Source organism: Streptomyces sp. NPDC093065 (genome assembly GCF_044754585.1).
In the GTDB taxonomy this organism is placed as follows: domain Bacteria; phylum Actinomycetota; class Actinomycetes; order Streptomycetales; family Streptomycetaceae; genus Streptomyces.
The window spans coordinates 79,842-104,561 of record NZ_JBIVPJ010000018.1; the positions used below are offsets into that span (position 1 = coordinate 79,842).

At 73.3% G+C, this 24,720-nt stretch carries 22 protein-coding genes and 2 pseudogenes; 15 read left to right on the forward strand and 9 right to left on the reverse strand.

The features are described from left to right. Window positions 1-5: 5 nt before the first annotated feature. Entirely contained in the window at window positions 6-1,682 is a 1,677-nt protein-coding gene (ctaD, locus tag ACIQFU_RS27470; protein WP_402554887.1) for a cytochrome c oxidase subunit I, read from the forward strand. After that, window positions 1,679-2,089: a cytochrome c oxidase subunit 4 gene (locus ACIQFU_RS27475; protein ID WP_402554888.1), complete on the forward strand. Its 411-nt coding sequence runs from the start codon at window positions 1,679-1,681 to the stop codon at window positions 2,087-2,089. The genes ctaD and ACIQFU_RS27475 overlap by 4 nt, the downstream gene beginning before the upstream one ends. On the opposite strand, the pseudogene ACIQFU_RS27480 reads toward ACIQFU_RS27475, so the two are convergent. The 4 genes and pseudogenes from ACIQFU_RS27480 to ACIQFU_RS27495 form a co-directional block, all read right to left on the reverse strand. Continuing rightward, a pseudogene (locus ACIQFU_RS27480) lies at window positions 2,065-3,751 on the reverse strand (cytochrome b N-terminal domain-containing protein). The gene ACIQFU_RS27475 and the pseudogene ACIQFU_RS27480 overlap by 25 nt on opposite strands. A 44-nt stretch (window positions 3,752-3,795) precedes the next feature. Then, window positions 3,796-4,146: a hypothetical protein gene (locus tag ACIQFU_RS27485; RefSeq protein WP_402554890.1), complete on the reverse strand. Its 351-nt coding sequence runs from the start codon at window positions 4,144-4,146 to the stop codon at window positions 3,796-3,798. Between the two features lie 36 nt (window positions 4,147-4,182). After that, on the reverse strand, window positions 4,183-4,542 hold the full coding sequence (locus ACIQFU_RS27490) for a DUF6479 family protein (RefSeq protein ID WP_402554891.1): 360 nt from the start codon (window positions 4,540-4,542) through the stop codon (window positions 4,183-4,185). Between the two features lie 55 nt (window positions 4,543-4,597). Continuing rightward, window positions 4,598-5,002, reverse strand: coding sequence for a ChaB family protein (locus ACIQFU_RS27495; protein WP_402554893.1), 405 nt, complete (start codon window positions 5,000-5,002; stop codon window positions 4,598-4,600). A 156-nt stretch (window positions 5,003-5,158) separates the two neighbouring features. Here ACIQFU_RS27495 and ACIQFU_RS27500 point away from each other — a divergent pair, with 156 nt between their 5' ends. The 6 genes and pseudogenes from ACIQFU_RS27500 to ACIQFU_RS27525 form a co-directional block, all read left to right on the forward strand. Then, window positions 5,159-5,536 carry a four-helix bundle copper-binding protein gene (locus tag ACIQFU_RS27500; protein WP_402554895.1) on the forward strand — a complete coding sequence of 126 codons (378 nt, stop codon included), beginning with the start codon at window positions 5,159-5,161 and terminating at the stop codon, window positions 5,534-5,536. Between the two features lie 40 nt (window positions 5,537-5,576). Continuing rightward, window positions 5,577-6,479, forward strand: coding sequence for an oxygenase MpaB family protein (locus ACIQFU_RS27505; RefSeq protein ID WP_402554896.1), 903 nt, complete (start codon window positions 5,577-5,579; stop codon window positions 6,477-6,479). Window positions 6,480-6,499: 20 nt separating this feature from the next. Beyond that, the gene (locus tag ACIQFU_RS27510) at window positions 6,500-8,836 is read left to right on the forward strand and encodes a tetratricopeptide repeat protein (protein ID WP_402554898.1); all 2,337 of its coding nucleotides are present in this window, start codon (window positions 6,500-6,502) and stop codon (window positions 8,834-8,836) included. A gap of 91 nt (window positions 8,837-8,927) precedes the next feature. Next, entirely contained in the window at window positions 8,928-10,508 is a 1,581-nt protein-coding gene (locus tag ACIQFU_RS27515) for a phytoene desaturase family protein (protein ID WP_402554899.1), read from the forward strand. An 86-nt stretch (window positions 10,509-10,594) separates the two neighbouring features. Continuing rightward, window positions 10,595-10,813: a hypothetical protein gene (locus ACIQFU_RS27520; RefSeq protein ID WP_402554901.1), complete on the forward strand. Its 219-nt coding sequence runs from the start codon at window positions 10,595-10,597 to the stop codon at window positions 10,811-10,813. Next, window positions 10,789-10,875 (forward strand): annotated as a pseudogene (locus tag ACIQFU_RS27525) (IS5/IS1182 family transposase); the annotation flags it as partial. The gene ACIQFU_RS27520 and the pseudogene ACIQFU_RS27525, both read left to right, overlap by 25 nt. A 41-nt stretch (window positions 10,876-10,916) precedes the next feature. On the opposite strand, the gene ACIQFU_RS27530 reads toward ACIQFU_RS27525, so the two are convergent. Both ACIQFU_RS27530 and ACIQFU_RS27535 read right to left on the reverse strand, forming a co-directional pair. Further along, window positions 10,917-11,387 (reverse strand): DUF5980 family protein, encoded by a 471-nt coding sequence (locus ACIQFU_RS27530; protein WP_402554902.1) that lies wholly within the window; start codon window positions 11,385-11,387, stop codon window positions 10,917-10,919. Between the two features lie 357 nt (window positions 11,388-11,744). Beyond that, window positions 11,745-13,520 (reverse strand): serine hydrolase, encoded by a 1,776-nt coding sequence (locus ACIQFU_RS27535; RefSeq protein ID WP_402554904.1) that lies wholly within the window; start codon window positions 13,518-13,520, stop codon window positions 11,745-11,747. Window positions 13,521-13,693: 173 nt separating this feature from the next. On the opposite strand from ACIQFU_RS27535, the gene ACIQFU_RS27540 reads away from it, so the two are divergent. The 6 genes from ACIQFU_RS27540 to ACIQFU_RS27565 all read left to right on the forward strand — a co-directional run bounded on the left by ACIQFU_RS27540 (window position 13,694) and on the right by ACIQFU_RS27565 (window position 18,053). Beyond that, window positions 13,694-15,193, forward strand: a complete 1,500-nt coding sequence (locus ACIQFU_RS27540) for an acyl-CoA synthetase (protein WP_402554906.1) — start codon at window positions 13,694-13,696, stop codon at window positions 15,191-15,193. Between the two features lie 59 nt (window positions 15,194-15,252). Further along, a complete protein-coding gene (locus tag ACIQFU_RS27545; RefSeq protein WP_402554907.1) occupies window positions 15,253-15,462 on the forward strand; it encodes a hypothetical protein in 210 nt (69 codons plus the stop codon). Window positions 15,463-15,629: 167 nt separating this feature from the next. Beyond that, window positions 15,630-15,872: a DUF397 domain-containing protein gene (locus ACIQFU_RS27550; RefSeq protein WP_007446660.1), complete on the forward strand. Its 243-nt coding sequence runs from the start codon at window positions 15,630-15,632 to the stop codon at window positions 15,870-15,872. 84 nt (window positions 15,873-15,956) lie between these two features. After that, complete coding sequence (locus ACIQFU_RS27555) at window positions 15,957-16,859, forward strand: universal stress protein (RefSeq protein WP_402554909.1); 903 nt, start codon at window positions 15,957-15,959, stop codon at window positions 16,857-16,859. Between the two features lie 36 nt (window positions 16,860-16,895). After that, entirely contained in the window at window positions 16,896-17,498 is a 603-nt protein-coding gene (locus ACIQFU_RS27560) for a CGNR zinc finger domain-containing protein (protein ID WP_402554910.1), read from the forward strand. Window positions 17,499-17,555: 57 nt separating this feature from the next. Further along, window positions 17,556-18,053, forward strand: a complete 498-nt coding sequence (locus ACIQFU_RS27565) for a hypothetical protein (protein WP_402554912.1) — start codon at window positions 17,556-17,558, stop codon at window positions 18,051-18,053. Window positions 18,054-18,066: 13 nt separating this feature from the next. Here ACIQFU_RS27565 and ACIQFU_RS27570 read toward each other — a convergent pair whose 3' ends face one another. Then, window positions 18,067-19,995, reverse strand: coding sequence for an N-acetylmuramoyl-L-alanine amidase (locus tag ACIQFU_RS27570; protein WP_402554913.1), 1,929 nt, complete (start codon window positions 19,993-19,995; stop codon window positions 18,067-18,069). Window positions 19,996-20,328: 333 nt separating this feature from the next. Beyond that, the gene (locus ACIQFU_RS27575) at window positions 20,329-21,471 is read right to left on the reverse strand and encodes an aminoglycoside phosphotransferase family protein (protein WP_402554915.1); all 1,143 of its coding nucleotides are present in this window, start codon (window positions 21,469-21,471) and stop codon (window positions 20,329-20,331) included. 297 nt (window positions 21,472-21,768) lie between these two features. Between ACIQFU_RS27575 and ACIQFU_RS27580 the strand changes: the two genes are divergently transcribed. Beyond that, window positions 21,769-23,277: a hypothetical protein gene (locus tag ACIQFU_RS27580; RefSeq protein ID WP_402554917.1), complete on the forward strand. Its 1,509-nt coding sequence runs from the start codon at window positions 21,769-21,771 to the stop codon at window positions 23,275-23,277. 42 nt (window positions 23,278-23,319) lie between these two features. Here the strand turns inward: ACIQFU_RS27580 and ACIQFU_RS27585 are convergent, their stop codons facing one another. Further along, window positions 23,320-24,600 (reverse strand): PAS domain-containing protein, encoded by a 1,281-nt coding sequence (locus tag ACIQFU_RS27585; protein ID WP_402554919.1) that lies wholly within the window; start codon window positions 24,598-24,600, stop codon window positions 23,320-23,322. Between the last annotated feature and the right edge of the window lie 120 nt (window positions 24,601-24,720).

A 24,720-nucleotide genomic window follows, 5' to 3' on the forward strand; every position in this document is an offset into this window, starting at 1 on the left:
GCCGCATGGCGGTGGACAGCAGGACCGAGCCGCCGCGCCGGACACCGGCTCGGCAGCGGACGAACCGCACGCTCGGGCGGGCACTGGTGCGGTGGGCGACGACGACCGATCACAAGGTGATCGGCCATCTCTACCTGGCGACCTCGTTCGGCTTCTTCCTCCTCGGCGGCGTGCTGGCCATGCTGATGCGCAGCGAACTCGCCCGTCCCGGCCTGCAGTTGTTCAGCAACCAGCAGTACAACCAGCTGTTCACCGTGCACGGCACCATCATGATGCTGCTGTTCGCCACCCCGCTGTTCGCCGGGTTCACCAACGTCATCATGCCCCTGCAGATCGGCGCCCCGGACCTCGCCTTCCCCCGGCTGAACGCGCTCTCGTACTGGATGTACCTGTTCGGCGGCCTGATGGTGGTGGCGGGATTCCTGACGCCCGGGGGAGCGGCCTCGTTCGGATGGTTCGCCTACTCCCCGCTGACCAGCGCGACCTTCAGTCCGGGCCCGGGCGGTGACCTGTGGACCATGGGCCTGGTGGTGAGCGGCGTGTCGACCACGCTCAGCGCCGTCAACTTCATCTCCACCATCATCTGCCTGCGGGCCCCCGGCATGACCATGTTCCGGATGCCGATCTTCACCTGGAACATCCTTTTCACTTCGATCCTGGTGCTGCCCGCCTTCCCCGTGCTCACCGCCGCGCTGCTGATGCTCGAGGCCGACCGGAAGTTCGGCGCGCACGTCTTCGACGCGGCGAATGGCGGGGCGCTGCTGTGGCAGCACCTGTTCTGGTTCTTCGGCCATCCCGAGGTGTACATCGTCGCGTTGCCGTTCTTCGGCATCGTCACCGAGATCATCCCGGTCTTCAGCCGCAAGCCGATCTTCGGCTACGTCAGCCTGGTCGGCGCCACCATCGCCATCACCATGCTCTCCGCGGTGGTGTGGGCCCACCACATGTTCGCCACCGGAGCCGTGCTGCTCCCCTTCTTCTCCCTCATGTCGTTCCTCATCGCCGTACCGACCGGGGTGAAGTTCTTCAACTGGATCGGCACGATGCTGCACGGCTCACTGTCCTTCGAGACACCCATGCTCTGGGCGTGCGGCTTCCTGGTGACGTTCCTGCTCGGCGGGATGAGCGGTGTCCTCATCGCCTCCCCGCCGCTGGACTTCCACCTGACGGACTCGTACTTCATCGTCGCCCACCTGCACTACGTGCTGTTCGGCACCGTCGTCTTCGCGATGTTCGCCGGCTTCTACTTCTGGTGGCCCAAGTTCACCGGCAAACTGCTCGACGAACGCATCGGGAAAATCCACTTCTGGACCCTCTTCGTCGGCTTCCAGACCACGTTCCTCGTCCAGCACTGGCTCGGCGAGCAGGGCATGCCGCGTCGCTACGCCGACTACCTGGCCGCCGACGGTTTCACCACGCTGAACACCATCAGCTCCATCGGCGCCTTCCTCCTCGGCCTGTCCACGCTGCCGTTCCTGTACAACGTCTGGCACACGCACCACTACGGCAAGAAGGTCGAGCAGGACGACCCCTGGGGCTACGGCCGTTCCCTCGAATGGGCCACCAGCAGCCCGCCGCCGCGCCACAACTTCACGTCGCTGCCCCGGATCCGCTCCGAGTCCCCGGCGTTCGACCTCCACCACCCCGACGTCACCCGACACGATCAGAGGCATGTGCAGTGAGGACCGAATCCCGACTGTTCACCGGTGTGGCGGTCTTCTTCGGCGTCGAGGCCGCGCTCTACGGCTGGTGGTCGCGCGAGCCCGCCGGCACGGCCGCGCTCGTCCTGGCCTTCCTGATGGCCTCGCTCGTCGCCTTCTTCCTGCGCGTGCAGTACCGCAGGCGCGGTCTGCGCGCCCAGGACCGCGGTCAGGGCGAGGTCGTCGACACCGCGGGCCCCGTGGACTTCTTCCCGCCGCACAGCCCCTGGCCCATCACGATCGCGCTGGCCGCCGTGGTGCTCGCCTTCGGCATCGTCTTCGGCCTGTGGCTGGCCCTGATCGGCTTCGGCCTGCTGGCCATGGGGGTCTGCGGCCTGGTCTTCCAGTACGCAGACCGGGGCGTTCAGCGCTCCGGCTCGCCCGAGTAGGGGCCCGGCCCGGAAACCGCCGCGTCCGGCGCCGCTCCGAGCGCCGGCTCCCGCTCGGGCTCCTGTCCCGGCTCTCGCTCCGGCCCCGGCTCCCCGATGTCGACCCGGTCGCCGTAGTACCACTCGCTGAGCGTCGCCCGCAGCCGTCCCACGTGCGGTGCGTCCTCGCCCTCCTTCGGGGACGGCGCGAGCGGTTCGGGAGCCCGGCGGGAGCGCAGCACGTGGTGTTCCTCCGGGTCGAGGGGCCCGTGACTCCCGGCATAGCCACCGGCGATGGTCTGGCGCACCTCGCCCGTCTCCTCGCCCTCGGCCAGGCGCTCTTGGTCGCGCTCCTGCAGCGCCAGGCAGATCCGCTTGGTGGCGACGAAGGAGAGCGGCGGCGCCAGCACGAGGGAGACCCGGAAGACCCAGGTCAGCAGGTTCAACGAGACGTCGAACGCGTGGGCGAGGATGTCGTTGCCGCCGGCCAGGAGCAGCACCCCGTAGAAGACGATCGCGGCGACACCGAGACCGGTCCGCACGGGCTTGTCCCGGGGCCGGTCGCACAGATGGTGCTCCTCGTGGTCGCCCGTCACCCACCGCTCGAAGAACGGGTAGGCGTACAGCACCGCGAACAGGGCGCCCGGCAGCAGGACCGCGGGCACCAGGACGTTCCACATGACGGTGTGGCCCGCCACCGCCGTCTCGAACGGCGGCATCAGCCGCAGCGAGCCTTCGAGGAAGCCGACGTACCAGTCGGGCTGCGAGCCGCTGGAGACGACGTCGGGCCGGTAGGGCCCGTACGCCCAGATCGGGTTGATCTGGGCCACCGCCGCGAGCACCTGTGACGACACCGAAGACCATGAAGAACAGCCCCGTGGAGTTCGTCATGAACTGCGGGAACATCGGCTTGCCCACCGCGTTGCGGTTGGTGCGGCCGCGGCCCGCCCACTGGGTGTGCTTCAGGTAGAACACCAGGATCAGATGGAGTGTCACCAGCGCCAGCAGCAGCGCGGGCACCAGCAGGATGTGCACCGAGTACAGCCGCGGGATCAGGTCGTGGCCGGGATACTCGCCGCCGAACACGAACATGCTGAGGTACGTCCCCACGACCGGGATGGACAGCATGATCCCCTGCGCGATGCGCAGCCCCGTCCCGGACAGCAGATCGTCCGGAAGGGAGTAGCCGGCGAAGCCCTCGGCGAGGGCCAGCACGAACAGCGTGACACCGATCAGCCAGTTGACCTCACGCGGCCGGCGGAACGCCCCGGTGAAGAAAATCCGCAGCAGATGCACCCCGATGGCCGACAGGAACACCAGCGCCGCCCAGTGGTGCACCTGACGGATCAGCAGCCCGCCGCGCACGTCGAAACTGATGTCCACCGTCGAGCGGTAGGCCTCCGACATGCTCACCCCCAGCAGGGGCTGGTACGAGCCGTCGTAGACGACCTCCGTCATCGACGGCTTGAAGAACAGCGTCAGCCAGACCCCGGTCAGGAGCAGCACGACGAAGCTGTACAGGGCGATCTCGCCCAGGAGGAACGACCAGTGCTCGGGAAAGGCCTTGCGCAGCAGCCCCCCGCCCGCGGAGACGGGAAGCCGCCCGTCGGCCCAGTCGACGGTGCGTTCGGCCGTGTGGCGGGCCCGCGCACCGGCGCGGGCCCTTCTCCTTAGCAGCAGCACGGCGCATGGGTTCCCCGAGCCCCGTGCCGGAAACTACGCCCCGCCTAGGTGCGGTCACCCTTCGGCTTGCCCCGTTGGTCCGGAGTGCCGTGCGGGGGCGGGGAGAACGGCTGCGGAGAGGTCGCGGGCGACACGGGGGATCCCGTGCGGGCCGCGCCCTGCTCGGGCCGTACGGCGCCCGGGTCGCCGGAGGAGGGCTCGGCACCGGAGTGCAACTGCTCCAGACGGGTCGACAGCACCTCGGTGGCCGGGACCCGGTCGGCGTGCGACCGCTCGTAGGCCAGCAGTTCCTGCACCTCGTCCGCACCCAGCGACCGGATCCGGCTCTCCAGACCGCCGATCGGCAGATGGTCGTAGTCGGGCAACGGCAGGTTGTCGCGAGCGGGGTCCGCCATGGTTCTCACTTCCCTGTGTACGGCACCTTGCGCGGGTCAGCGTCCGCCCGGGCCACCGCTGCCGAAGGAGCCGCTGCTGCCCTCGTCCCAGCGGGGCCGTTGCTGATCGGAGGCGGTGCGGCTGCCCTGGTGCCCGAGTTCGTGCGGCAGCGTGCGCTCGTCGGTCCGCGGCATCTCGTCCGGTTCCCGACGCTCCCGCACCTCCTGGACGGGCCCGTCGTCGGGCAGACGGGGCTGCTCGTCGGCCGTCGGCGGCGGGGGCTCCCGGCGCTTTTGCCGGCTGCCGAAAACGAACGCGCCGATCAGCACACCCACCACCACGACGGCCGCGATGATCAGCCAGACGGGGAAACCGCCGGAGCCGCCCGCGGCCAGATCCATCCATGCGTTGGTCATGGAGCGCGGGTACCCCCGGCCCGCGGCACCAACCCGCTCACCCCGCTCACCCCGCTCACCCCGCGCGCGACGCTCGCGTCCGCGAACGGTTGGCCTTCCTGATCGCCGCGAGCAGGTCCGCCTTCGACATCTTCGAACGGCCCTCGACGCCCAGGCGCCGCGCGACGCCGTACAGATGCTCCTTCGAGGCCTTCTCGTCGACGCCCTCGCCGCTGCGCCCGCCCCGTCCGCGGGGCCGCGCGGACTGGGGGTCGGAGGGGCCCTTGCGGCCGCCCTCCTTGCGCTCCCAGTGGTCGCCGACCTTCTCGTACTTGTGCTTGAGCGCCCCGTACGCCACCCGGTGGGCCCGCTCGCCCTCGCCGTACTCCTCGACGGCCGAGTCGTGGGCCTTGATCCAGGTGCGCCGGGCCTCCTGCGGGGAGCGTTCCAGAGTCGACGGCAGTTCCTGTCGTCCCGGCATGTCCGTGCACCTCCGTGCGTCTTCGGCGTCGTCGCCCCCGCCGGTCGCGGAGGCGGTCCACGGGTGCCCCCGCGACCCACCCGGAAAACGGCCCGGAGCCCTTGGCGGCGCCGGGCCCGGCGGTTTGGCGCCGCCGCGGGCGGCAACCCGCCCGGTGTGACATCGACGACGACTTCCCAGCAGGAACTGTTCCGTTTCCTCGAGGACCGCTTCGCGTGCGCGCAGGCGTGCACCGAGTGCGCCCGGGCCTGCGCCCTGCGGGCGAGCCTCGTGGACCCGGACGGGACCGAGAACCAGGAGCTCGTACGGCGCAGGGGCATCATGTGCGCGGAGGTCTGCGACGCGACCTGCCGGGTGCTGTCCGAGCAGAACCAGGTGGACGAGGCCGCCATCCGCGCCCAGCTGGAGTGGTGCCGGCAGGTGTGCCTGGAGAGCGCGCACGTCTTCGACGGCCACCCGGGCGCGGAGGAGAGCGCCAAGGCCTGCCGCGACTGCGCCCGCGCCTGCGGAGAGTTCCTCGCCACTCTGCGCTGAGCCCTGGGATCCGGGCGCGCGGGGGCGTTAGCCTGCCGGTATGGCGGCGACGCGGACGAACGCCGATCCCGGGCTCTTCGGCCCCGAGTCGGTCACCTGGCAGGCGCACGGTGACCCCATGATGTGGGTGGCCGGCATCCGCGCCCTCTACCTCCAGGCCCTGCACCCGCGCGCGGTGCGCGGCGTGATGCAGAACAGCGACTTCCGGCGCGACGCCTGGGGCCGGCTGATGCGCACCGCGGGCTTCGTCGGCACCACCACGTACGGCACCACCGAGGCCGCCGAGCGGGCCGGCGCCCGGGTACGGAAGATCCACCGCATGCTCGGCGCCACCGACCCCGACACGGGCGAGCGCTACGGCATCGACGAACCCGGACTGCTGCTGTGGGTGCACTGCGCCGAGATCGGCTCCTACCTGGACGTCCTCGGCCGCTCCGGCTTCCCGCTGACCGACGCGCACGCCGACCGCTACCTCGCCGAACACCGGCAGAGCGCCCGCCTCGTCGGCCTCGACCCCGACTCCGTGCCCGTGGACCGGGCCGACCTGGCCGCCTACTTCGCGCGGGTAGGGCCCGAACTGTCCGCCGGGCAGGAGGCACACGAGGTCGACGACTTCCTGCGCCGCCCGCCCGTCCACCCCCTCCTGGTCCCGGCCCGCGAGCTGCTGTGGCGGCGGGTCGCCCGTCTCGCGTACGACTCACTGCCGCCGTACGCGCACGAGCTCTACGGCAGGCCCGCGCCCCCGCCCGCCACCGTCACCCGCCGGCTGCGCGCCACGGGGACCCTGCTGCGCCGGGCCCCCGCACGTCTGCGCTGGCAGCTGCCGCCCAAGCACATCCTGCGCGCCATGGCACGGCTCGGCCCGGCCGCGCGTCCGGCGCCATACAAAATCGGACGACAAGCGGCCATACTGGACCCGCCAGGGGAGGGCGCGGCGGACTGAACCACGGGGGCGGCGAAGTCATGGGGGACAGCACGCTGATCCACGGCCGGTACCGGCTGCTCGACCGGATCGGACGCGGCGGCATGGGCGAGGTGTGGCGGGCGCGGGACGAGTCGCTGGGCCGTCGCATAGCCGTCAAGTGCCTCAAACCGCTGGGTGCGCGGCACGACCACTCCTTCGACCGCGTCCTGCGGGAGAGGTTCCGGCGCGAGGCCCGGGTGGCCGCCGCGCTCCAGCACCGCGGGGTGACCGTCGTCCACGACTTCGGCGAGTGGGAGGGCGTGCTCTTCCTGGTCATGGAGCTGCTGGAGGGGCACGACCTGAGCCGGCTCCTGGAGGCCGGCAAGGGCCATCCGCTGCCCGTCCCCGACGTCGTCGACATCGCGGAGCAGGTCGCCTCCGCGCTCGCCCACACCCACGAACAGGGCGTCGTCCACCGCGACCTCAAACCCGCGAACATCGTGCGGACCGTCGACGGCACCGTGAAGATCTGCGACTTCGGCATCGCCCGGCTCGGCCACGACGCGGGTTTCACCGCCCGGCTCACCGGCACCGGCATCGCCATGGGCACCCCGCACTACATGTCGCCCGAGCAGATCGGCGGCGATGAGGTCGACCGGCGCAGCGACCTGTACTCCCTGGGCTGCGTGCTCTACGAGATCGCCACCGGCGCCCCGCCGTTCGACCACGACGACGCCTGGGCGATCCTCGTCGGCCACCGCGACACCGAGCCCGTGCCACCCCGCGTCCACCGCCCCGAGCTGCCCGGGTACCTGGACCGGATCATCCTGGACCTGCTCGCCAAACGTCCCGGGCAGCGGCCGGACGACGCCCGCGAACTGGGGCGCCGGATCAGCGCCGGACGTACCGCACCCGCGCCTGCTCCGGTGGCGGCCCGGCCGCGCACGGGTGAGCCGCTCGGCGGTGGTGCCGGGCTGCCGCCCTGGACCCGCGGCATGACCACCGGTCCCAAGGCGACCGGCACCGGTCCGCGCCTCACGCCCCCGGTCCCCGGGGCGGGCCTGTCCGGCGCCTGGACGCCGCACCCCGCCGCGAACCGGGCCGCCACGGAGCCGATCGCCGAGAACCCGACCGCCGGCGCCCGGACCGCCGGCGCCCGGACCGCCGGCGCCCGGACCGCCGGCGCCCGGACCGCCGGCGCCCGGACCGCCGGGGACCGGGCCGCCCCGCCCGGCCCGGGCGAACGGCCGGACCCGCCGGCCGAAGCCGTCGTCAGGCTGGCCGGACGGCACAACGCGGGGCTGAGCCTGGGCCGGCTCGGCCGCTGGGCGGAGGCGGGCGAGGTGCACCGCGCGGTCGCCGCGGAACGCGAGCGCCTGCTCGGCCCCGACCACCCCGACACGCTGGCCAGCCGTCACGAGGCCGCGTTCGTCCTCGCCCGCACCGGTCGCGCCGCCGACGCGCTGCGCGCGTACAAGGGCGTCGCCGAGGCAAGGATCAGGATGCTGGGGGCCGATCACGCCGACACCCTCGCCGTCCGCCAGGAGATGGCCTACACCCTGGGCCGGCTGGGCCGGTACACCGACGCCCACCAGGTGTACGCGTCGGTCCTGGCCGCCCGCGAGCGCACCATGGGTGCCGATCACCCCGACACCCTGCGCTGCCGGCACAACCTGGCCGCCAGCCTCGGGCGGCTCGGCCGTACCGGGGAAGCCCACCGTACGGCCCGCGAGGTGGCCGCCGCCCGGGCCCGCGTGCTCGGACCCGAGCACCCCGACACCCTGGTCACCCGCTACGAGGTCGCCTACGAACTGGGGCGGCTGGACCGCTGGCAGGAGGCCCTGGCGACCTACCGCGAGGTCGCCGGCGCCCGCGCGAGAGCACTCGGACCCGACCACCCCGACACCCTGGCCGCCCGCTACGAGACCGGCGTCGCCCTGGGCCGCCTCGGCCGCCGCGGCGAAGCGCTGGCCGTGTACGAGGAGCTGACCGACGACCGCACCCGCGCCCAGGGCGCCGAGCACCCCGAGACCCTGCGCGCCCGGCAGGGCCTGGGCGTCTGCCTCGGCAGGCTGGGCCGCTGGGGAGAGGCCCTCGCCGAGGCCCGCGAGGTCCGCGCGCTCCGTGAGCGGGTGCTCGGCCCGGACCACCCGGACACGTTGGTCAGCCGCCGGGAGGTCGCCGTCGCCCTGTGCCGGCTGGGCCGCCGGCCCGCCGCCCTCACCGAGTACCGTCTGGTCGCCGCCGCCCGTGAACGCGTCCTGGGTCCCGACCACCCCGACACCCTCACCGCCCGCGACGACGAGGCCCACTGCCTGGAGCAGCTCGGCCGCGCCGCCGAGGCCACGGAGCTGTACCGCAGGGTCGCGGCAGTGCGCGGGGCGGCGGCACACTGACCGGCAGACCGGCACGGAGGGCGGGCGCCGGTGGCGGACGGTGGCCGGCGGCGGGCTGGCCGCCCCCGATCGGGCCGTGTTACCAAGAGCCATGACGACCCCGCCCAGCACCTCGCGCACCTCCCGCACCTACGACGCCGTCATCGTCGGCGGCGGCCACAACGGCCTGGTCGCCGCCGCCTACCTGGCCCGGGCCGGCCGCTCCGTGCTGGTGCTGGAACGGCTGGACCACACCGGCGGAGCGGCCGTGTCCACGCGCCCGTTCGCCGGGGTCGACGCACGGCTCTCGCGCTACTCGTACCTGGTCAGCCTGCTGCCCAGGAAGATCGTGCGGGACCTCGGCCTGGACTTCCGGGTGCGTGGCCGCACCGTCTCCTCGTACACCCCCGTCGAGCGCGGCGGGCGGCCCACCGGGCTCCTCGTCGGCGGGGGCGAGCGGCGCACGCGCGAGTCCTTCGCCCGGCTCACCGGATCGGATCGGGAGTACGCCGCCTGGCAGCGCTTCTACGCCATGACCGGCCGCGTCGCGCAGCGGGTCTTCCCGACCCTCACCGAGCCGCTGCCCACCCGGGACGAGCTGCGCCGCAGGGTCGACGACGAGGCGGCCTGGCGGGCCCTGTTCGAGGAGCCGGTCGGCGCCGCGATCGAGGAGCACTTCGTCGATGACCTGGTCCGGGGCGTGGCCCTCACCGACGCCCTGATCGGCACCTTCGCCGACGCCCACGACCCCTCCCTGCTCCAGAACCGCTGCTTCCTCTACCACGTGATCGGCGGCGGGACCGGCGCCTGGGACGTCCCGGTCGGCGGCATGGGCGCCCTCACCGACGCGCTGGCCGACGCGGCCCGCGCCGCCGGCGCCGTGCTCGCCACCGGGCACGAGGCGGTACGGATCGAGGCCGACGGCCGGACAGCCGAGGTCACCCACCGCTCGGCCGACGGCGAGCACGTCGCCGCCGCCCGCCACGTCCTGGTCAACGCCTCGCCGCAAGAACTCGCGGCGCTCACCGGCGAGGCGCCGCCGTCGCCCGCCGAGGGCGCCCAGCTCAAGGTGAACATGCTGCTGACCCGGCTCCCGCGGCTGCGCGACCCCGAGGCCGACCCGCGCGAGGCCTTCGCCGGGACCTTCCACATCGCCGAGGGCTACGAGCAGCTGGCCGCCGCGCACACCCGGGCGTCCGCCGGGGAACTGCCCGACGCGCCGCCCTCCGAGATCTACTGCCACTCGCTGACCGACCCCACCGTCCTCGGTCCGGGTCTCGCCGCGCGGGGCATGCACACCCTCACCCTGTTCGGCCTGCACACGCCGGCCCGCCTCTTCGCCCGGGACAACGACGCCGTACGCGAGGAACTGCTGAAGTCGACCCTCGCGCAGCTCGACGCCCACCTCGCCGAACCCCTCGCCGACTGCCTGGCGACCGACGCCGACGGGCGGCCCTGCATCGAGGCCAGGTCGCCGCTCGACCTCGAACGCGACCTGCGCCTGCCCGGAGGGAACATCTTCCACCGCGAGCTGTCCTGGCCCCACGCCCAGGAGGGCACCGGCCACTGGGGCGTGGAGACCGGTGTGGCGAACGTCCTGCTGTGCGGAGCGGGCGCCGTGCGCGGGGGAGGGGTGAGCGGAGTGCCGGGGCACAACGCGGCGATGGCGGTGCTGGACGGGGCGCGGGGCTGACGGGCGCGCGCATGGCCGGGACGGGGCCGGGTACCGCGACACAGCAGACATTCCGTACGCGATCCCCGCACGACAAGGAGCCCGTCATGGCGACCTCGGCCCCGTCGACCTGCAGAAGGCCCTCAACGGAGCGGGTGTTCACCGCCCCGGTGGCCCAGGCCGACGCGGACGAGGACCTCGACTGGGCCGTTTCGGTCGACTCCACGATCGTGCGGACCCATCAGCACGCGGCCGGGGTCCGTAAGAAGGGGACCTGGCCGGCGAACCCGGCGACCACGCCATCGGCCGCTCCCGCGGTGGGCTGACCACAAAGATCCACGTCGCAGCCGACGCCCGCTGCCGGCCACGCGCGTTCGTTCTCACCGCCTTCCTCTGGTCCGCCCGGTGATCCGAACGAAACTGACTGGGTCAGCAATCCTCACTGATCTTGATCGTGACCCGGTCGGTCTGTGTCACCTTGCCGTCGGTGGCGTAGAGCTCGGCGGTGTACGTCCCGGTCGGGGCGGGAGCGATCGACAGCTGGAGCCAGATGTTGATGGCCAGACCCCCGTCCTCCGGGTCCCGCTCGTTCGTGCCCGGGGCGAGGGTCGCGACCCCGTCGCTGGTCGAGCCCGGGGGCAGCTTCCGCAGTCCGGCCGTGATCGGGGAGGACCAGGTGCCCTCCACGGCTCCGATGGCGTAGGTGCGGGTCAGCCTGTTCGGCCTCGCGCAGTACTGGTTGTGGCCTTGGAACAGTGACCACGTTGCCGACGTGGTGGCGGAATCCGGCGGGGCGGCGGCCGTCGGCGCGGCGGAAGCCGGCGCCGCGCCGATCAGCGGCAGCGCGACCGCTGACGCCAGACCGACGAGTAACCCGGCTTTCCGGTGGCTCTTCTTCATCAGGACCTCCTGGGGGGAAGCGCACAAGGCGGCATGAGGCGTTGTGGACACGAGGCACTACGGGCATGAGGCAGTGTCAAGTCACCTGCCTTCCCCGCCACTTGGGGCGGTAGCCACCACGAGTGTCACGTGCGGGACGCGCCCCCAGCAAGGCCTTGTTGTATTTTCAATGACCTGTGTCCTGATAGCGCTGCCGCAGGCCGCCGCCGAGCCCGCCAGGCCCCCGGTTCGGCGCCCCGCCTCGAGCAGCGGTGCGGCATCGCCGGCCGCGACGAGAAGACCGCCACCATCTACCTGGCCGGACTCCACATCGCGGGACACTTCCTCTGGTCCGCGCGGTGATCCAAACGAAACTGCCTAGTCGGCCGACGCCGACCAGCCCACCGCCTCGACGCGCGCCGCGTCCGCCGGGCGCGCGTCGTGGAACAGGACGCGGCCGCCCGCCTCCGCGCGCACCCCGTTGACGTACGCCCCGCGGCCGACGTACAGCGGGTCGGTCGTGTACCGCCAGCGCAGGGCGAGCCGCCGCGCGGCCGGGAGGCCGGCGCTCAGTCCGTGCCAGACGCGTCCCGACCAGCCGGTGACCGAGCCCGCCGGATGCTCCCGGGGTGCCTCGCCGCGGCGAGTCGTGGTGAAGGGGACGGGCTGCCACGAGGCGCCGCCGTCGGTCGTGGACTCCAGGACCAGGGTGTCCGACCCGGGCTCGGTGTCCCACCACAGCGAGCAGCGCAGCCGCGCCCGCCCGGCCGAGGTGTCCAGCGCGGGCAGGGTCAGCGTGACCGTCGTGGAACCGGCCGTCCCCGAGAACCAGGCGGTCCGTCCGTGTGCGGGCCGCACCGGCACCGCACGCGCCAGGTTGGTGCCCGCCGCCACTCGTGGAGCCGAACCGGAACGCCAACTGCGCACCGGGTGGACGGAGTTGCCGAGGACGACGAGGAACGAGTCGGTCGTCGGGTCCAGCACCAGCGAGGTGCCCGTGAAACCGGTGTGCCCGGCCGTGCGCGGAGTCGCCATCGCGCCCATGTACCAGTGCTGGTACAGCTCGAAGCCCAGGCCGTGCTCGTCGCCCGGGAAGTCCGTGTTGAAGTCGGTGAACATCAGCTCCACGGACTCCGGCCGCAGGATGCGCGCCCGGCCGTAGGAACCGCCGTTGAGGAGCGTGCGGCCGAGGACGGCGAGGTCCCACGCGCAGGAGAACACCCCCGCGTGACCGGCCACCCCGCCCAGGCTGAAGGCGTTCTCGTCGTGCACCTCGCCCCAGACCAGCCCGCGGTCCAGGCCGGACCAGGGCTGCCGGGCGTCCTCGGTGGCCGCGATGCCCGGCCGCCAGGAGGCGGGCGGGTTGTAACGGGTGCGGCCGAGACCGAGCGGCCGGGTGATCTCCTCACGCAGCAGCACGTCCAGGGTGCGGCCCGTCACCTTCTCGAGCACCAGCTGGAGCGAGATCATGTTCAGGTCCGAGTACAGGTACGCCGTGCCGGGGGCGTTCACCGGCGCCTCGTCGTAGACGAGCCGGACCTTCTCCTCGTACGTGGGCGCGCTGTACAGCGGGATCCAGGCTCGGAACCCCGAGGTGTGGGTGAGCAGGTGACGGACCGTCACGTCCTGCTTGCCCGCGCGTCCGAAGTCCGGCAGGTACGAGGCGACCGGCGCCTCCAGCTCCAGCGTGCCCCGCTCCAGCTGCTGCACGGCGAGGATCGAGGTGAACAGCTTGGAGACCGACGCGAGGTCGAACACCGTGTCCTTGGCCATCGGGATCTGCTGCGCCGCCGGGAACTCGACACCGGTGTCGCTCGCCTCGTCGTAGGCCCGGTAGCGCACCGCCATGCCGATGGGCTCGTGCAGCGCCACCGTGCCGCCCCGGCCGGCCAGCAGCACGGCGCCCGCGTACCACGGGTGCTCGGGGGACGGGCCGAGGAAGGCCTCGGCGTCGGTGACGAGCCGGCGCAGATGGCCCGGGAGCAGCCCGGCGCGCTCGGCCGGTCCGTGCCCGAGGGTGGGGCGGCGGCCCTTGCCCGAGGCGGCCTCGGCGGGCCCGGCCGCGAACGGGGCGATGGCCAGGGCACCGCCCAGGGCCAGGGCGCCGGCGCCCAGTTGGCGCCGTGTCCATCCGTGCGTCGCCTGACCGGCCATCGAAGAGCCTCCCGCCGTCGAAGCTGAAAGTATCTTTCCCGGATCGCCGTGCGGAGTGAAACTTTCCTGTCAGGGGCGGGCTGTGTCAATGGGGCGTGCGCGGTGCGCGCGAGGGGCGGGCCCACCGTCGCACACGGCTTGACCCGCCCCGGCGACCGGCCGAGGATCATGTCATGACGCCCGGACACGGCAGCACCGTCGACGGGGTGCTGCGGCGCAGCGCCCGACGCACTCCGGCCCGCGTCGCGGTGGAGTACCGCGACCGCACCTGGACGTACGAGGAACTCGACACCGCGGTCTCCCGCGCGGCGAGCGTCCTGCTGGAGGAAGGGCTGTCCCCGGGCGACCGGGTCGCCGCCTACGGCCACAACTCCGACGCCTACCTGATCGGCTTCCTGGCCTGCGCCCGAGCCGGCCTCGTGCACGTGCCGGTCAACCAGAACCTCACCGGCGACGACCTCGCCTACCTCGTCACCCAGTCCGGCAGCGCGCTGGTCCTCACCGACCCCGGCCTCGCCCCCCGGCTCCCCGCCGGTACCCGCACCCTGCCGCTGCGCGACGCCGACGGCTCGCTCCTCGCCCGCCTCGCGTCGGCGCCCGCGTACGACGGGCCCGAACCGGGCGCCGAGGACCTGGTGCAGCTTCTCTACACCTCCGGCACCACCGCGCTGCCCAAGGGCGCGATGATGACCCACCGGGCGCTGGTGCACGAGTACCTGAGCGCCATCACGGCCCTGGACCTGAGCGCGGGCGACCGCCCCGCGCACGCGCTCCCGCTCTACCACTCGGCGCAGACCCACGTCTTCCTGCTGCCCTACCTCGCGGTCGGCGCGACCAACATCGTCCTGGACGCGCCGGACGGCGACCGCGTCTTCGACCTCGTCGAAGAGGGCCGCGTCGACAGCCTCTTCGCACCGCCCACCGTGTGGATCGGCCTCGCCAACCGCGCCGACTTCGCCACCCGCGACCTCGACGGCCTGCGCAAGGCCTACTACGGCGCGTCGATCATGCCGGTACCCGTCCTGGAGCGGCTGCGCGCACGCCTGCCGCACCTCGCCTTCTACAACTGCTTCGGCCAGAGCGAGATCGGCCCCCTCGCCACCGTCCTGGGCCCCGACGAGCACGAGGGCCGGATGGACTCCTGCGGCCGCCCCGTCCTGTTCGTCGACGCGCGCGTGGTCGACGAGGACGGCAAGGACGTGCCCGACGGCACACCCGGCGAAGTGGTGTACCGCTCCCCGCAGTTGTGCGAGGGCTACTGGGACAGGCCCGAGGAGACCGAGACCGCCTTCCGCGACGGCTGGTTCCACTCCGGCGACCTCGCCGTAAGGGACGCCGACGGCTACTTCACGATCGTCGACCGCGTGAAGGACGTCATCAACTCCGGTGGCGTGCTGGTCGCCTCGCGCCAGGTCGAGGACGCCCTCTACACCCACGGCGCCGTCGCCGAGGCGGCGGTGATCGGCCTGCCCGACGAACGGTGGATCGAGGCCGTCACGGCCGTCGTCGTGCCGCGCAGCGAGGTCACCGAGGAGGAACTGATCGCCCACGCCCGCGAGAAGCTCACCGCCTTCAAGGCGCCCAAGCGGGTCCGGTTCGTGGACGCCCTGCCGCGCAACGCCAGCGGGAAGATCCTCAAGCGGGAGCTGCGGGACCGCTTCACCGCTTCCTGACGCCGCGACTGTGCTGCCCGACCCGGCGCCGGCCGGTGAGGACCGGTGCAGGGCGGCCCTTGACCGCCCCCGACGGGACCCGCCTCGCCCACCCCGTGCGGGACGAGGGCGACCCGCCGGCCGTCCTGCCCGGCGGCCCCCGCGCGTGCCTCCGCTGCCTCGCCATGCCCTGGGTGCCGGACCCGCCGGCGACGCCCACCCGCCCCCGGGAAGCCTTCGCCGCGCCCGCCTCCGTCACCGTCCGGTCGCGCCCCGGGCACCGTCCGTGACTGGACGACCCGCGCCGGCAGCCCACCGCGCCGCCGGCTTCCTCGGACCGGGCTGATCACCGCCGAATCCCTGCCTCCCGTCCGAAAGGCACCCTCGCACGGCCTGTCGGCGGTCGGAACAGATCGCTAGGCTGGCCGCGGACGACGAAACCGGGAGGAGCACGGACGTGGCCGAGAGCACCACCCAACAGCGACCGCTCATGGGCTGGGACAAGCCGGAGCTGGATCTCAGCAACGCGCAGTGGCAGTCCAGCAGCCGTGGCCTGGGGGATGTCCAGATCGCCTTTGTCGAGGGGTTCATCGCCATGCGCAACAGCGGCAGCCCGCAGAGCCCCTCCCTGATCTTCACCCCGGCCGAATGGGGCGCGTTCGTGTCGGGAGCGCGGGAAGGGGAGTTCGACCTCACGTAGGACGACCGCGGGTGCGCCGACCGGCCGAACCGGGGTGTTTGGCCCGCCGACGGGGGGAAGTCCGTACTCCGGAGGTGAGGACCCATGAGCACCCTGCCGGTCATCGCGGCGGTCGACGGTTCGGACGACGGCCTGCGCGCCCTGGACTGGGCGCTCGACGCCGCCCACCGGCGCGAGGCACCCCTTCGAGTGGTGCACGTGCGACAGTACGCCGCCTGGGCCCAGACCGACGTCCTGGTCGCGGGCCCGCCGGACACCGCCGAGGACCCGGCGCTCGACCAGGCCCGCGCGCACCTTCAGGGGCGGGCCTACGCGGTGCCGACGGAGTACGTCGGCATGGAGGGCGTGCCGGGCGCCCTGCTGCCGGAGCTGGGCGCCGACGCCCAGTTGCTGGTGCTCGGCTCCCGGGGCCGGGGCGGCTTCACCGGCCTGCTGCTCGGCTCCAACGGCATGGCCGCCGCCCGCGACGCCGAATGCCCCGTCGTCGTGGTGCCACGCCCCGGGCGCGAGGTCCACGGCGAGGCGCCGGAGGAACCCGGCCCCCGGGTGGTGGTCGGCCTGCACGTCGACAGTCCCGACGACGCCACCCTGTCCTTCGCCTTCACCGAGGCCGAGCTGCGCGGCGCCCGCCTCCAAGTGGTCGCCGCCTACCCGTGGCCGGTGCAGACCTGGGCCGCCGCCGGGCAGATCGTGCCCCCGGTGATCGACGAGGTCTCCCTCGAGAGCGAGACCAGGGTCCTCGCCGACGGCTTCCTCGCCCCCTACCGCGAGCGCCATCCCGGCGTCCGCGCCGAGCCGTACGTCGCGCCGGGCGACGCCGCCGGACAGCTGGTCGCGAACTCCAGGGACGCCGACCTGGTCGTCGTCGGCCGCCACCGCCGGCGCCTGCTGGCCCCCGCCCGCATGATCGGCTCGGTCACCCACGCCGTCCTGCTGCACGCGGCGTCCCCGGTCGCGGTGATCCCCCCGGCTCCACCGGAGGAGTGACACCCGCCCCGCTCCGGCGTGCCTATCATCGGCCCCATGCAGGACTCGCCCGGCAGGGACACCCGGATCGCGCTCGACCTCGCGCTGACCGTCCGGCACGACGGACACGGCGCGGTCGCCGACGACCTGGCCGAACCCTCCGGGCTCACCGCCTGGGTCGAGGATCACCCGGGGCTCGTGCCGGACGGCGAGGGCTTCACCGCCGACGCCTTCGCCCTCGCCGCCGTCCGGGACGTACGGGCCGCGGCCCGCGCCCTCTTCGCCCGCGCCGTACGCCCCGGCGAGCCGAGCCCGGCCGACGCCGCCCGGCTGCTGCCCGCGCCGGAGGCGGTGCGCCGCCTGAACGAGGCCGCCGCCCGCACCCCCACGGTCCCCGTCCTCGCCTGGGCCGACGCCACCCCACCAGTGGTCCGCGCCGTACCCGCCGAGGGTGCCGGGACCGACCTCGCCGCCGCCCTCGCACAAGCCGTGATCGGCTTCCTCGCGGGGCCCGACCGGCAGCGGCTGCGGGCCTGCCACGCACCGCGCTGCGTGCGCTACTTCCTCAAGGAGCACCCCCGTCAGGAATGGTGCAAGCCCTCCTGCGGCAACCGGGCGCGAGTGGCCCGCCACCAGGAGCGGCACGGGCGGACCGCGTAGTCCGGCCGGCGCCCGCCCGCACGCCGTTCACACGGTCCGGCCACGTACCATGGCGGCATGTCGTTCCTCCGCCGCCGCAGCGCCACGCCCGCCGGGCCCGACTTCGACGTACTGGCCATGGACCCGGGCGACTGGCCCGGGAACCTCGGCGCCGGACTGCTGCCCGCGCCCGACGGCACCTGCCAGGGCGTCTTCCTGCGCTACGACCTGTTCGGCGGCCGCGGCCCCGCGATGATCATCGGCAACCTCCCGGACGGCTCCCCGGCCCGCGAGGTCCCCGAGGGGGAGATCCCCTTCGAGGTGGCCCAGCTGCTGCTCGCCCTGGAGAACGACGAGGAGATCACGGTCGTCGGCGCCGAGGACGTCCCCGTGATGCAGGGCGACAACCTGCTCGTCGTGCGCCGCCTCAAGCTCTCCGAGAGCCGGATCTCCTGCGTGCAGTTCGACCGGAGCGACGGCGTCCTGGTGACCATCGCCGCCTGGGACCGCCCCATCACCGACGATCTGTACGCCCTGCTGAAGCCGCTCCCGGCGGAGCTTTTCCAGCAGGGCTGAGAGCGTCCGGCGGTTACCGCGCGGTCGTCACCGTCACGTCGGCGGCACGTACGTACGCCACCCGGTGGCCGTACTGGATCTCGTAGTACTGGTCCTTGCCCCGCACCACCTGGCGGGACGCCCCGTCGAAGTCGACCGCGTAGTAGTACTCGCCGGGCACCTTCTCACCGACCACGTACCTCTGCCCCGCGGGCAGGGTGTACGGCAGCGGCGACACGGCCTGCGCGGGTACGCCGGCGGGGTAGGCGGCCGCCTCCGGGTACGCCCGGCCGTACACCGGGACGCCGGCGAGCCCCTTCCTCGGGGTGACCACCCGGCCCGACGCGGGCACCGCCGCCGGGCTCCTGCGCGGGTTGTGGAACCAGGCCTTCTGGCCCAGGTACCAGATGGCCGTCCAGTCGCCCCACCGGTCGGCCACCGCGTACTGCTGGCCGGTGGAGACCCGGGAGGACAGGTCGTTCACCCCGGTCGTGGGGGTGGTGCCGAGGCCGATGTCCTTGATCAGCGGCGCGTTCACGTCGTGGTCGGAGTACAGCCGCACCTCGCTGGAACCGTGCGTCGCACAGGACTCGCCCGCGCTCTCGCAGCCGGTGTACTCGGGCCGGTTGGCCCCGTAGTCGGGGCGGATCGTCACCAGGGAGGACTTCTTCCCGGCGGTCGGCTGGAGGGGGCGGCCCAGCAACTGGAAGTAGTGCCGCCAGTCCCAGTAGGGACCCGGGTCGGTGTGCATGCCCGGGATGGTCGCCGTGGTGGTGCCCGGGACGTTGTCGTGGCCGAGGACGTGCTGCCGGTCCAGCGGGATGTCGTACTTCTTGGCCAGGTACTTCACCAGCCGTGCCGACGACCGGTACATCGCCTCCGTGTACCAGGCGTCCGGCTCCGCCAGGAACCCCTCGTGCTCCAGGCCGACCGACTTGGCGTTGACGTACCAGTTGCCGGCGTGCCAGGCGACGTCCTTCGCCTTCACGTGCTGGGCGATGTGACCGTCGGTGGAGCGCAGCGTGTAGTTCCAGGACACGTAGGTGGGGTCCTGAACCATGTTGAGGACGCCGTCCCAGGTGCCCTCCGTGTCGTGCACGACGATGTAGCCGATCCGCTGGGAGTCGGGCCGGTCGCCCAGGTCGTGGTTGCCGTAGTCGCCGTCGCCGAACTCCTCGTACGGCGCCGGGATCCACTCGCAGGACACCGACGTCGGGCATTCCGTTCCGGCGGCGGACGCGGCGCGCAGGCCCGCGCCGTCCAGCTGCGAGAGGTCGGGCGCCAGGCCGGGACGGGCGGCCAGCGTGACCCGCTGGCCGGCGTCCGTGGTGCGCCGCTCGCCCGCGCGGATGACCTCGAACACGTCGTTCGCGTACGCCGCCGCCGTCGCGGCGTCCTCCGCGCCCGAGAAACGGGCCACCGCCCCGTACCAGTCGGCCGGGTCCGCACTGAGCGGCTCACCCAGGTCCCGCTGGGCGGCGGCGAGCAGCGCGGCACCGCCCGACACGTTCGCGGCCGGGTCGGTGCGCAGCGCCTCGGGACTCAGGCCGGACAGCCCGGCGGCCTTCGGCAGCGTGGTCAGCCGGGCCGGCAGATCGGTGGACGCCGACGGCGTGGCACCGTCCGCCGGGTGCAGCCGGGCACGCGCGTCGTCGCCGCGCGGGTCCTCGGAGCCCTCCGAGTGGTGGGACCGGGGCACCTCGGCCAGTGCCGTGCGGGCGTCGGTGAGGTGCAGCGGGCCGTAGCCGCCGGTCACGCTCGGCGCGCCGCCGTGCGCGTCCCAGCGGGACTGCAGGTAGGAGACACCGAGCAGGACGCTCTGCGGCACGTGGTACTCGGCCGCCGCGGTGGCGAACGCCCGCTGGAGCCGGTCCGGGGCGGGTGGCGCGTCCGGGGGCGCGGCGGCGGACGGTGCCGCGCCGAGCAGCGGCAGCAGCAGCGCCGCGGTGGCCAGGGCGGGCACGACGGGGGATCCTCGCAAAACGGCCTCCTGTGACGGTCGGGCGTGACGGGGCGTGGCGGGGTGTGCGGGGCCGGGCGTGGGTCAGTGGTACCCGGCGGTCCGACGATCCGTCAATCATGCCGTCGCATCGACGATTTCCCACGTCAGGGAGGGGTGTGGCGAGTTTCGTGGCGGCGGCCCACGGGCCTGCGCGGCGTCAGTGGCTCACACCAATGGCTCCCGCGCGGATCCGGTCCGCCGGGCACACGAAAACCGCGGTGCGCCCCGAGGGGCACACCGCGGACCATTCGTCTTTCCTGTGTTTCGTCTTCCCCGTCTTTCCTCGTCCTTCCGTCAGCGCGTGCCGACCGCCGCCCGCACGGCCCGGCGGGCCATCTGGCAGTCGTCGTGCAGCCGGCGCAGCAGCAGCCGCTGCTCCTCGCCGGTCGGCGCGGCACCCGGATGGGCCGGCGCCGACGACGCGGCGACCGTGTCGTGCATCGAACGCTGCAGGGCCGTCTCGTACGTACGGATCTCCCTGGTCAGTACGAGCATCAGGTTGACCAGGAAGGCGTCGCGTGCCGCCGTGCCCGTCGACTGGGCGATCTGGCTGATCTGACGGCGGGCCGCCGGGGCGTCGCCGAGGACGGCCCACAGCGTGGCCAGGTCGTAGCCCGGCAGATACCAGCCCGCGTGCTCCCAGTCCACCAGCACCGGTCCGGCCGGGGACATGAGGACGTTGGACAGCAGCGCGTCACCGTGGCAGAACTGGCCCATGCCCTGGCGCCCGCCGGCGTGGGCGATGCCGTGCAGCAGCTTCTGCAGGTCGCCCAGGTCCCGGTCGGTGAGCAGCCCCAGCTCGTGATAGCGGGAGATCCGGGCCGCGTAGTCGAGCGGGGCGTCGAAGGTGCCGGCCGGCGGCCGCCAGGCGTTCAGCCGGCAGACCGCTCCGATCGCGGCCCTGATGTCGGCCTGGGGCGGGGCCTCCAGGGGGTGCCGCTGCAGCGCCGCCACCCGCCCGGGCATCCGCTCGATCACCAGCGTGCCGTTGTCCGGGTCCGCCGCGATCAGTCTCGGCACCCGCACCGGAGGGCGCTGCCGGACGAACGAGCGGTATGCCCCTATCTCGTGCCGGCTGCGCTCCGCCCACGCGGGGGAGTGGTCCACTAAGCACTTGGCCACCGCCGTGCTGCGCCCGGTCGTGCCGACCAGCAGCACGGACCGGCCGCTGCGCCGCAGTACCTGGACGGGGGAGAACTCCGGGCAGATCCGGTGCACGGCGGCGATCGCCGTGCGCAGTTGGGCCCCCTGGGGGCCGGACAGGTCGATTCGACCGCTGAGCGGCTGGGTGCCGGGCCCCGCGCCGTGCCGCGCCCGGCCCGCCCCGAGCACCGGGGCCGCCGGACGCGCGGGGGCGAGATAGGGGCCGCCACCCGCCGCCGGGCGGGGGTGCAGCGAGCGCTGCGGGGCGGACACGGAGGACGATGCTGCGTACATGGGCGAGACAGATCCCTTCGTGTGCCTGCTGTGCCTGCCTGAAGAGCGGTGCCAGCCCGGTCCGTTCGGTACCGGGGGCCGGCACGTCTTCCGTAAGCCGTCGCGCCGCCCGACCGGCCGCCTGGGGCCACCCTGGGGAGTACCCCCGCGGCGACCGGGTCGGGGTGGCGCATTCCTACCTGACACCCGGCCGCCCGTGGCACACCATCTGGCGCACCCTGGCGAACGGTGGCGAATAGTCGCCCGGCAACCCGCACGGGGCTACTGTCAACTCAGCCGAGAACCTGGGGGCTTGACGTGAGCAAAGAACCCAACACCCGTCTGTCGGACCTGTTCGGCCTGGCCGGCTGGTCCAAGGGCGAACTCGCGAGGCTGGTCAACCGGCAGGCGGCGGCCATGGGCCACCCCCAACTGGCGACCGACACCTCGCGGGTGCGGCGGTGGATCGACATGGGAGAGATCCCGCGCGATCCGGTGCCGCGGGTGCTGGCGGTTCTGTTCACCGAGCGTCTCGGCCGTGTCGTGACCATCGAGGACCTCGGTCTGGTCCGGCACGGGCGTGCGGGGAAACGGCCACACGACGGGAGCGAAGAGCATCCCGACGGCGTGCCGTGGGCGCCCGAGCGGACTGCGGCGGTCCTCACCGAATTCACGGGAATGGACCTCATGCTCAACCGACGCGGCTTGGTGGGCGCGGGCGCCGCGCTCGCCGCGGGCTCCGCACTCAGCAGCGCCATGTACGACTGGCTGCACACCGACCCGGCCCTGGCGGCCGACGCCCCCGACCCCCACCCACCCCTGCACGCCGACCCCGCCGGGTTCGACCGCTACGAGGCCGCCCCCATCGGGTCGCAGGAAGTGGAGGAACTGGAGCGCTCGGTCGAGGTGTTCCGCGCCTGGGACGCCGCCCGAGGCGGCGGACTCCAGCGCAAGGCCGTGGTGGGCCAGCTCAACGAGGTGGGCGGCATGCTCTCCTACCACCACCCACCCCATCTCCAGCGGCGCCTGTGGGGCGTCGCGGCCAACCTCGCCGTCCTCGCGGGCTGGATGTCGCACGACGTCGGCCTGGAACCCACCGCCCAGAAGTACTTCGTCATCGCCGCGCACGCCGCACGCGAGGGCGGCGACCGGCCCCGGGCGGGCGAGGCGCTCTCCCGGGCGGCCCGCCAGATGGTGCACCTGGGGCGCCCCGACGAGGCCTTGGACCTCATGAAGCTCGCCCGGTCCGGCTCCGGCGAGCAGGTGCTGCCGCGCACCAAGGCCATGCTCTACACCATCGAGGCCTGGGCGCAGGCCTCCATGGGCAAGGGCCAGGCGATGCGGCGCACCCTGGGACGGGCCGAGGACCTCTTCGTCTCCGACAAGGCGGACGTGCCGCCCCCGGACTGGATGCAGACGTTCAAGGAGGAGGACCTGTACGGCATGCAGGCCCTCGCCTACCGGACGCTCGCCGAGTTCGAGCCGGGGGCCGCCGCGCACGCGCAGCACTACGCGGACAAGGCCCTGGCCCTCAGGATCGACGGCCGGCAGCGGTCGAAGATCTTCGACTATCTGTCCATGGCCTCCGCCTGCTTCATCGCCGACGACCCCGAACAGGCTGACCGGTACGCCCGCCTGGCCCTGGTGTCGATGGGCTCCAACTCCTCCCAGCGGACCTGGGACCGGCTGCGCCAGATGTACCGGCTCACCGCCGAGTACGCCGGCTACCCGAGGATCCAGGAGCTGCGCGAGGAGATCAAACTGGCGCTGCCCAAGGGCAAGTCACCCAGGGGGAAGGGGCCGGGCGGGACCGTCGCGCCGGCGTAGGAGGCCACGCACCGGACTCGCGCGGGACCACCGGGCGTCGAGTCAGGGAGTCACCCTGGCCACCAGCACGCAGGCGTCCTGACGGCTCGGAGACTCACCGAGCTCGCGCGCCACGATCCGTGCCACGTCCTGTGCCGAGCCCGTCCCCGCCAGCCGGGGGGCCAGTGAGAGGAGGTGCTCCACGGCCGCCGGTTCGAGTGCGCCGGTGTGCAGGAGCAGCAGGTCGCCCGCTTCGAGGGTCGCCCCGGCCTGCCCGGACAGCCCACGCCCCGTCCCGCCGCGGAACAGCAGCGGGGCGGGGCCCGCGGCGTCGGCCCACGTCAGGGTGCGGGTGCGGGGCCGGTAGCCGCAGTAGACGGCGCCGCGCACCGGGGGCAGGGCGGTGGTCCCGAGCAGTGCGGCGAGCCCGTCCCGCAGTCGCTCGGGCCGGGTGCCCGCCAGTGCAAGGCCGCGCAGGGCGCCGACGAGCACCGCCGGACCGTGCGCCTCGCTCCCCGGGGCTTCGAAGTCGCCGACGGTGAGCAGGGTTTCGCCGTCGACGGCGAGCGGACACGCGTCGTACCAGCCGCCGTACCGGGACCGCAGGCCCGTCGCCGGCACCGCGGGGAGGTGCGCGGCGGCCAGGTCGAGACCGGGGCGTCCCTCGTCCGGGAACCGCAGCAGACCGTGCCAGGGCGGCAGCGGCGGGTGCCGGAGCGAGTCACGGGTCTCGCTCACCGCCCGCTGGCTGCGGCGCAGTTCGCTGACGTCCCGCAGTACCGCCCACATCGACGCGGTGCTGCCGTCGGCGTCCAGGACGGGCTCGCCCATCATGTGCACGGTCCGTACGGTCCCGTCGGCGTGCACGACGCGGAACTCGCCGTCGATGGGACGGGCGTCGACGAGACAGTCCGTGACCATCGCGGTCAGCTTCGGGCGGTCGTCGGCGAGTACCACGGAGGGGAGTTCGTCGAGGCTCAGCGGGACGGACCCGGGGTCGCGGCCCAGGATCTGGAACAGCTCCCCGGACCACTCGGCCTCGTCCGTCAGCAGGTTCCACTCCGCGCTGCCGACCCGGCTGAGCAGCGAACCGGGACGTGGCGCGGGTGCCGGCCCGTCCCGCAGCTGCGCCAAGTGGGCGTCGAGGTCGGTGAGTTGATGGAGCGCCAGGTCGTACAGGGCGCGCTGCCAGCGGCCCCGGGGGTCCGCCGCGTCCTCCTGGCTGTCCCGTCGTACCGCGTCGACGTCGCCCCGCAGCCGCCGGGCCTGCGATATGAGTGCCTCGACCGAGCCGTGTCCCGGTGGCTGGGCGGCCGGGTGGTCCGCGGAGAGATGGGACGACATGACGCACTCCGATGTGCTGACGGTACGACCAAGGCGGAACCGAGGGTGACGGGAGGACCGCTACGACTGTTGCACAGCCCGCCAAGCGCCGTAAGGGATTTGGCAACACACGATACGGTG

What these genes read in the sequence shown, in the direction of transcription:
- ctaD (WP_402554887.1), top strand. Translation starts at nt 6, where the DNA reads ATGGCGGTGGACAGCAGGACCGAGCCGCCGCGCCGGACACCGGCTCGG.
- ACIQFU_RS27485 (WP_402554890.1), bottom strand. Translation starts at nt 4,146, where the DNA reads ATGGCGGACCCCGCTCGCGACAACCTGCCGTTGCCCGACTACGACCAT.
- ACIQFU_RS27490 (WP_402554891.1), bottom strand. Translation starts at nt 4,542, where the DNA reads ATGACCAACGCATGGATGGATCTGGCCGCGGGCGGCTCCGGCGGTTTC.
- ACIQFU_RS27495 (WP_402554893.1), bottom strand. Translation starts at nt 5,002, where the DNA reads ATGCCGGGACGACAGGAACTGCCGTCGACTCTGGAACGCTCCCCGCAG.
- ACIQFU_RS27505 (WP_402554896.1), top strand. Translation starts at nt 5,577, where the DNA reads ATGGCGGCGACGCGGACGAACGCCGATCCCGGGCTCTTCGGCCCCGAG.
- ACIQFU_RS27510 (WP_402554898.1), top strand. Translation starts at nt 6,500, where the DNA reads ATGGGGGACAGCACGCTGATCCACGGCCGGTACCGGCTGCTCGACCGG.
- ACIQFU_RS27515 (WP_402554899.1), top strand. Translation starts at nt 8,928, where the DNA reads ATGACGACCCCGCCCAGCACCTCGCGCACCTCCCGCACCTACGACGCC.
- ACIQFU_RS27520 (WP_402554901.1), top strand. Translation starts at nt 10,595, where the DNA reads ATGGCGACCTCGGCCCCGTCGACCTGCAGAAGGCCCTCAACGGAGCGG.
- ACIQFU_RS27530 (WP_402554902.1), bottom strand. Translation starts at nt 11,387, where the DNA reads ATGAAGAAGAGCCACCGGAAAGCCGGGTTACTCGTCGGTCTGGCGTCA.
- ACIQFU_RS27535 (WP_402554904.1), bottom strand. Translation starts at nt 13,520, where the DNA reads ATGGCCGGTCAGGCGACGCACGGATGGACACGGCGCCAACTGGGCGCC.
- ACIQFU_RS27540 (WP_402554906.1), top strand. Translation starts at nt 13,694, where the DNA reads ATGACGCCCGGACACGGCAGCACCGTCGACGGGGTGCTGCGGCGCAGC.
- ACIQFU_RS27555 (WP_402554909.1), top strand. Translation starts at nt 15,957, where the DNA reads ATGAGCACCCTGCCGGTCATCGCGGCGGTCGACGGTTCGGACGACGGC.
- ACIQFU_RS27560 (WP_402554910.1), top strand. Translation starts at nt 16,896, where the DNA reads ATGCAGGACTCGCCCGGCAGGGACACCCGGATCGCGCTCGACCTCGCG.
- ACIQFU_RS27565 (WP_402554912.1), top strand. Translation starts at nt 17,556, where the DNA reads ATGTCGTTCCTCCGCCGCCGCAGCGCCACGCCCGCCGGGCCCGACTTC.
- ACIQFU_RS27575 (WP_402554915.1), bottom strand. Translation starts at nt 21,471, where the DNA reads ATGTACGCAGCATCGTCCTCCGTGTCCGCCCCGCAGCGCTCGCTGCAC.
- ACIQFU_RS27585 (WP_402554919.1), bottom strand. Translation starts at nt 24,600, where the DNA reads ATGTCGTCCCATCTCTCCGCGGACCACCCGGCCGCCCAGCCACCGGGA.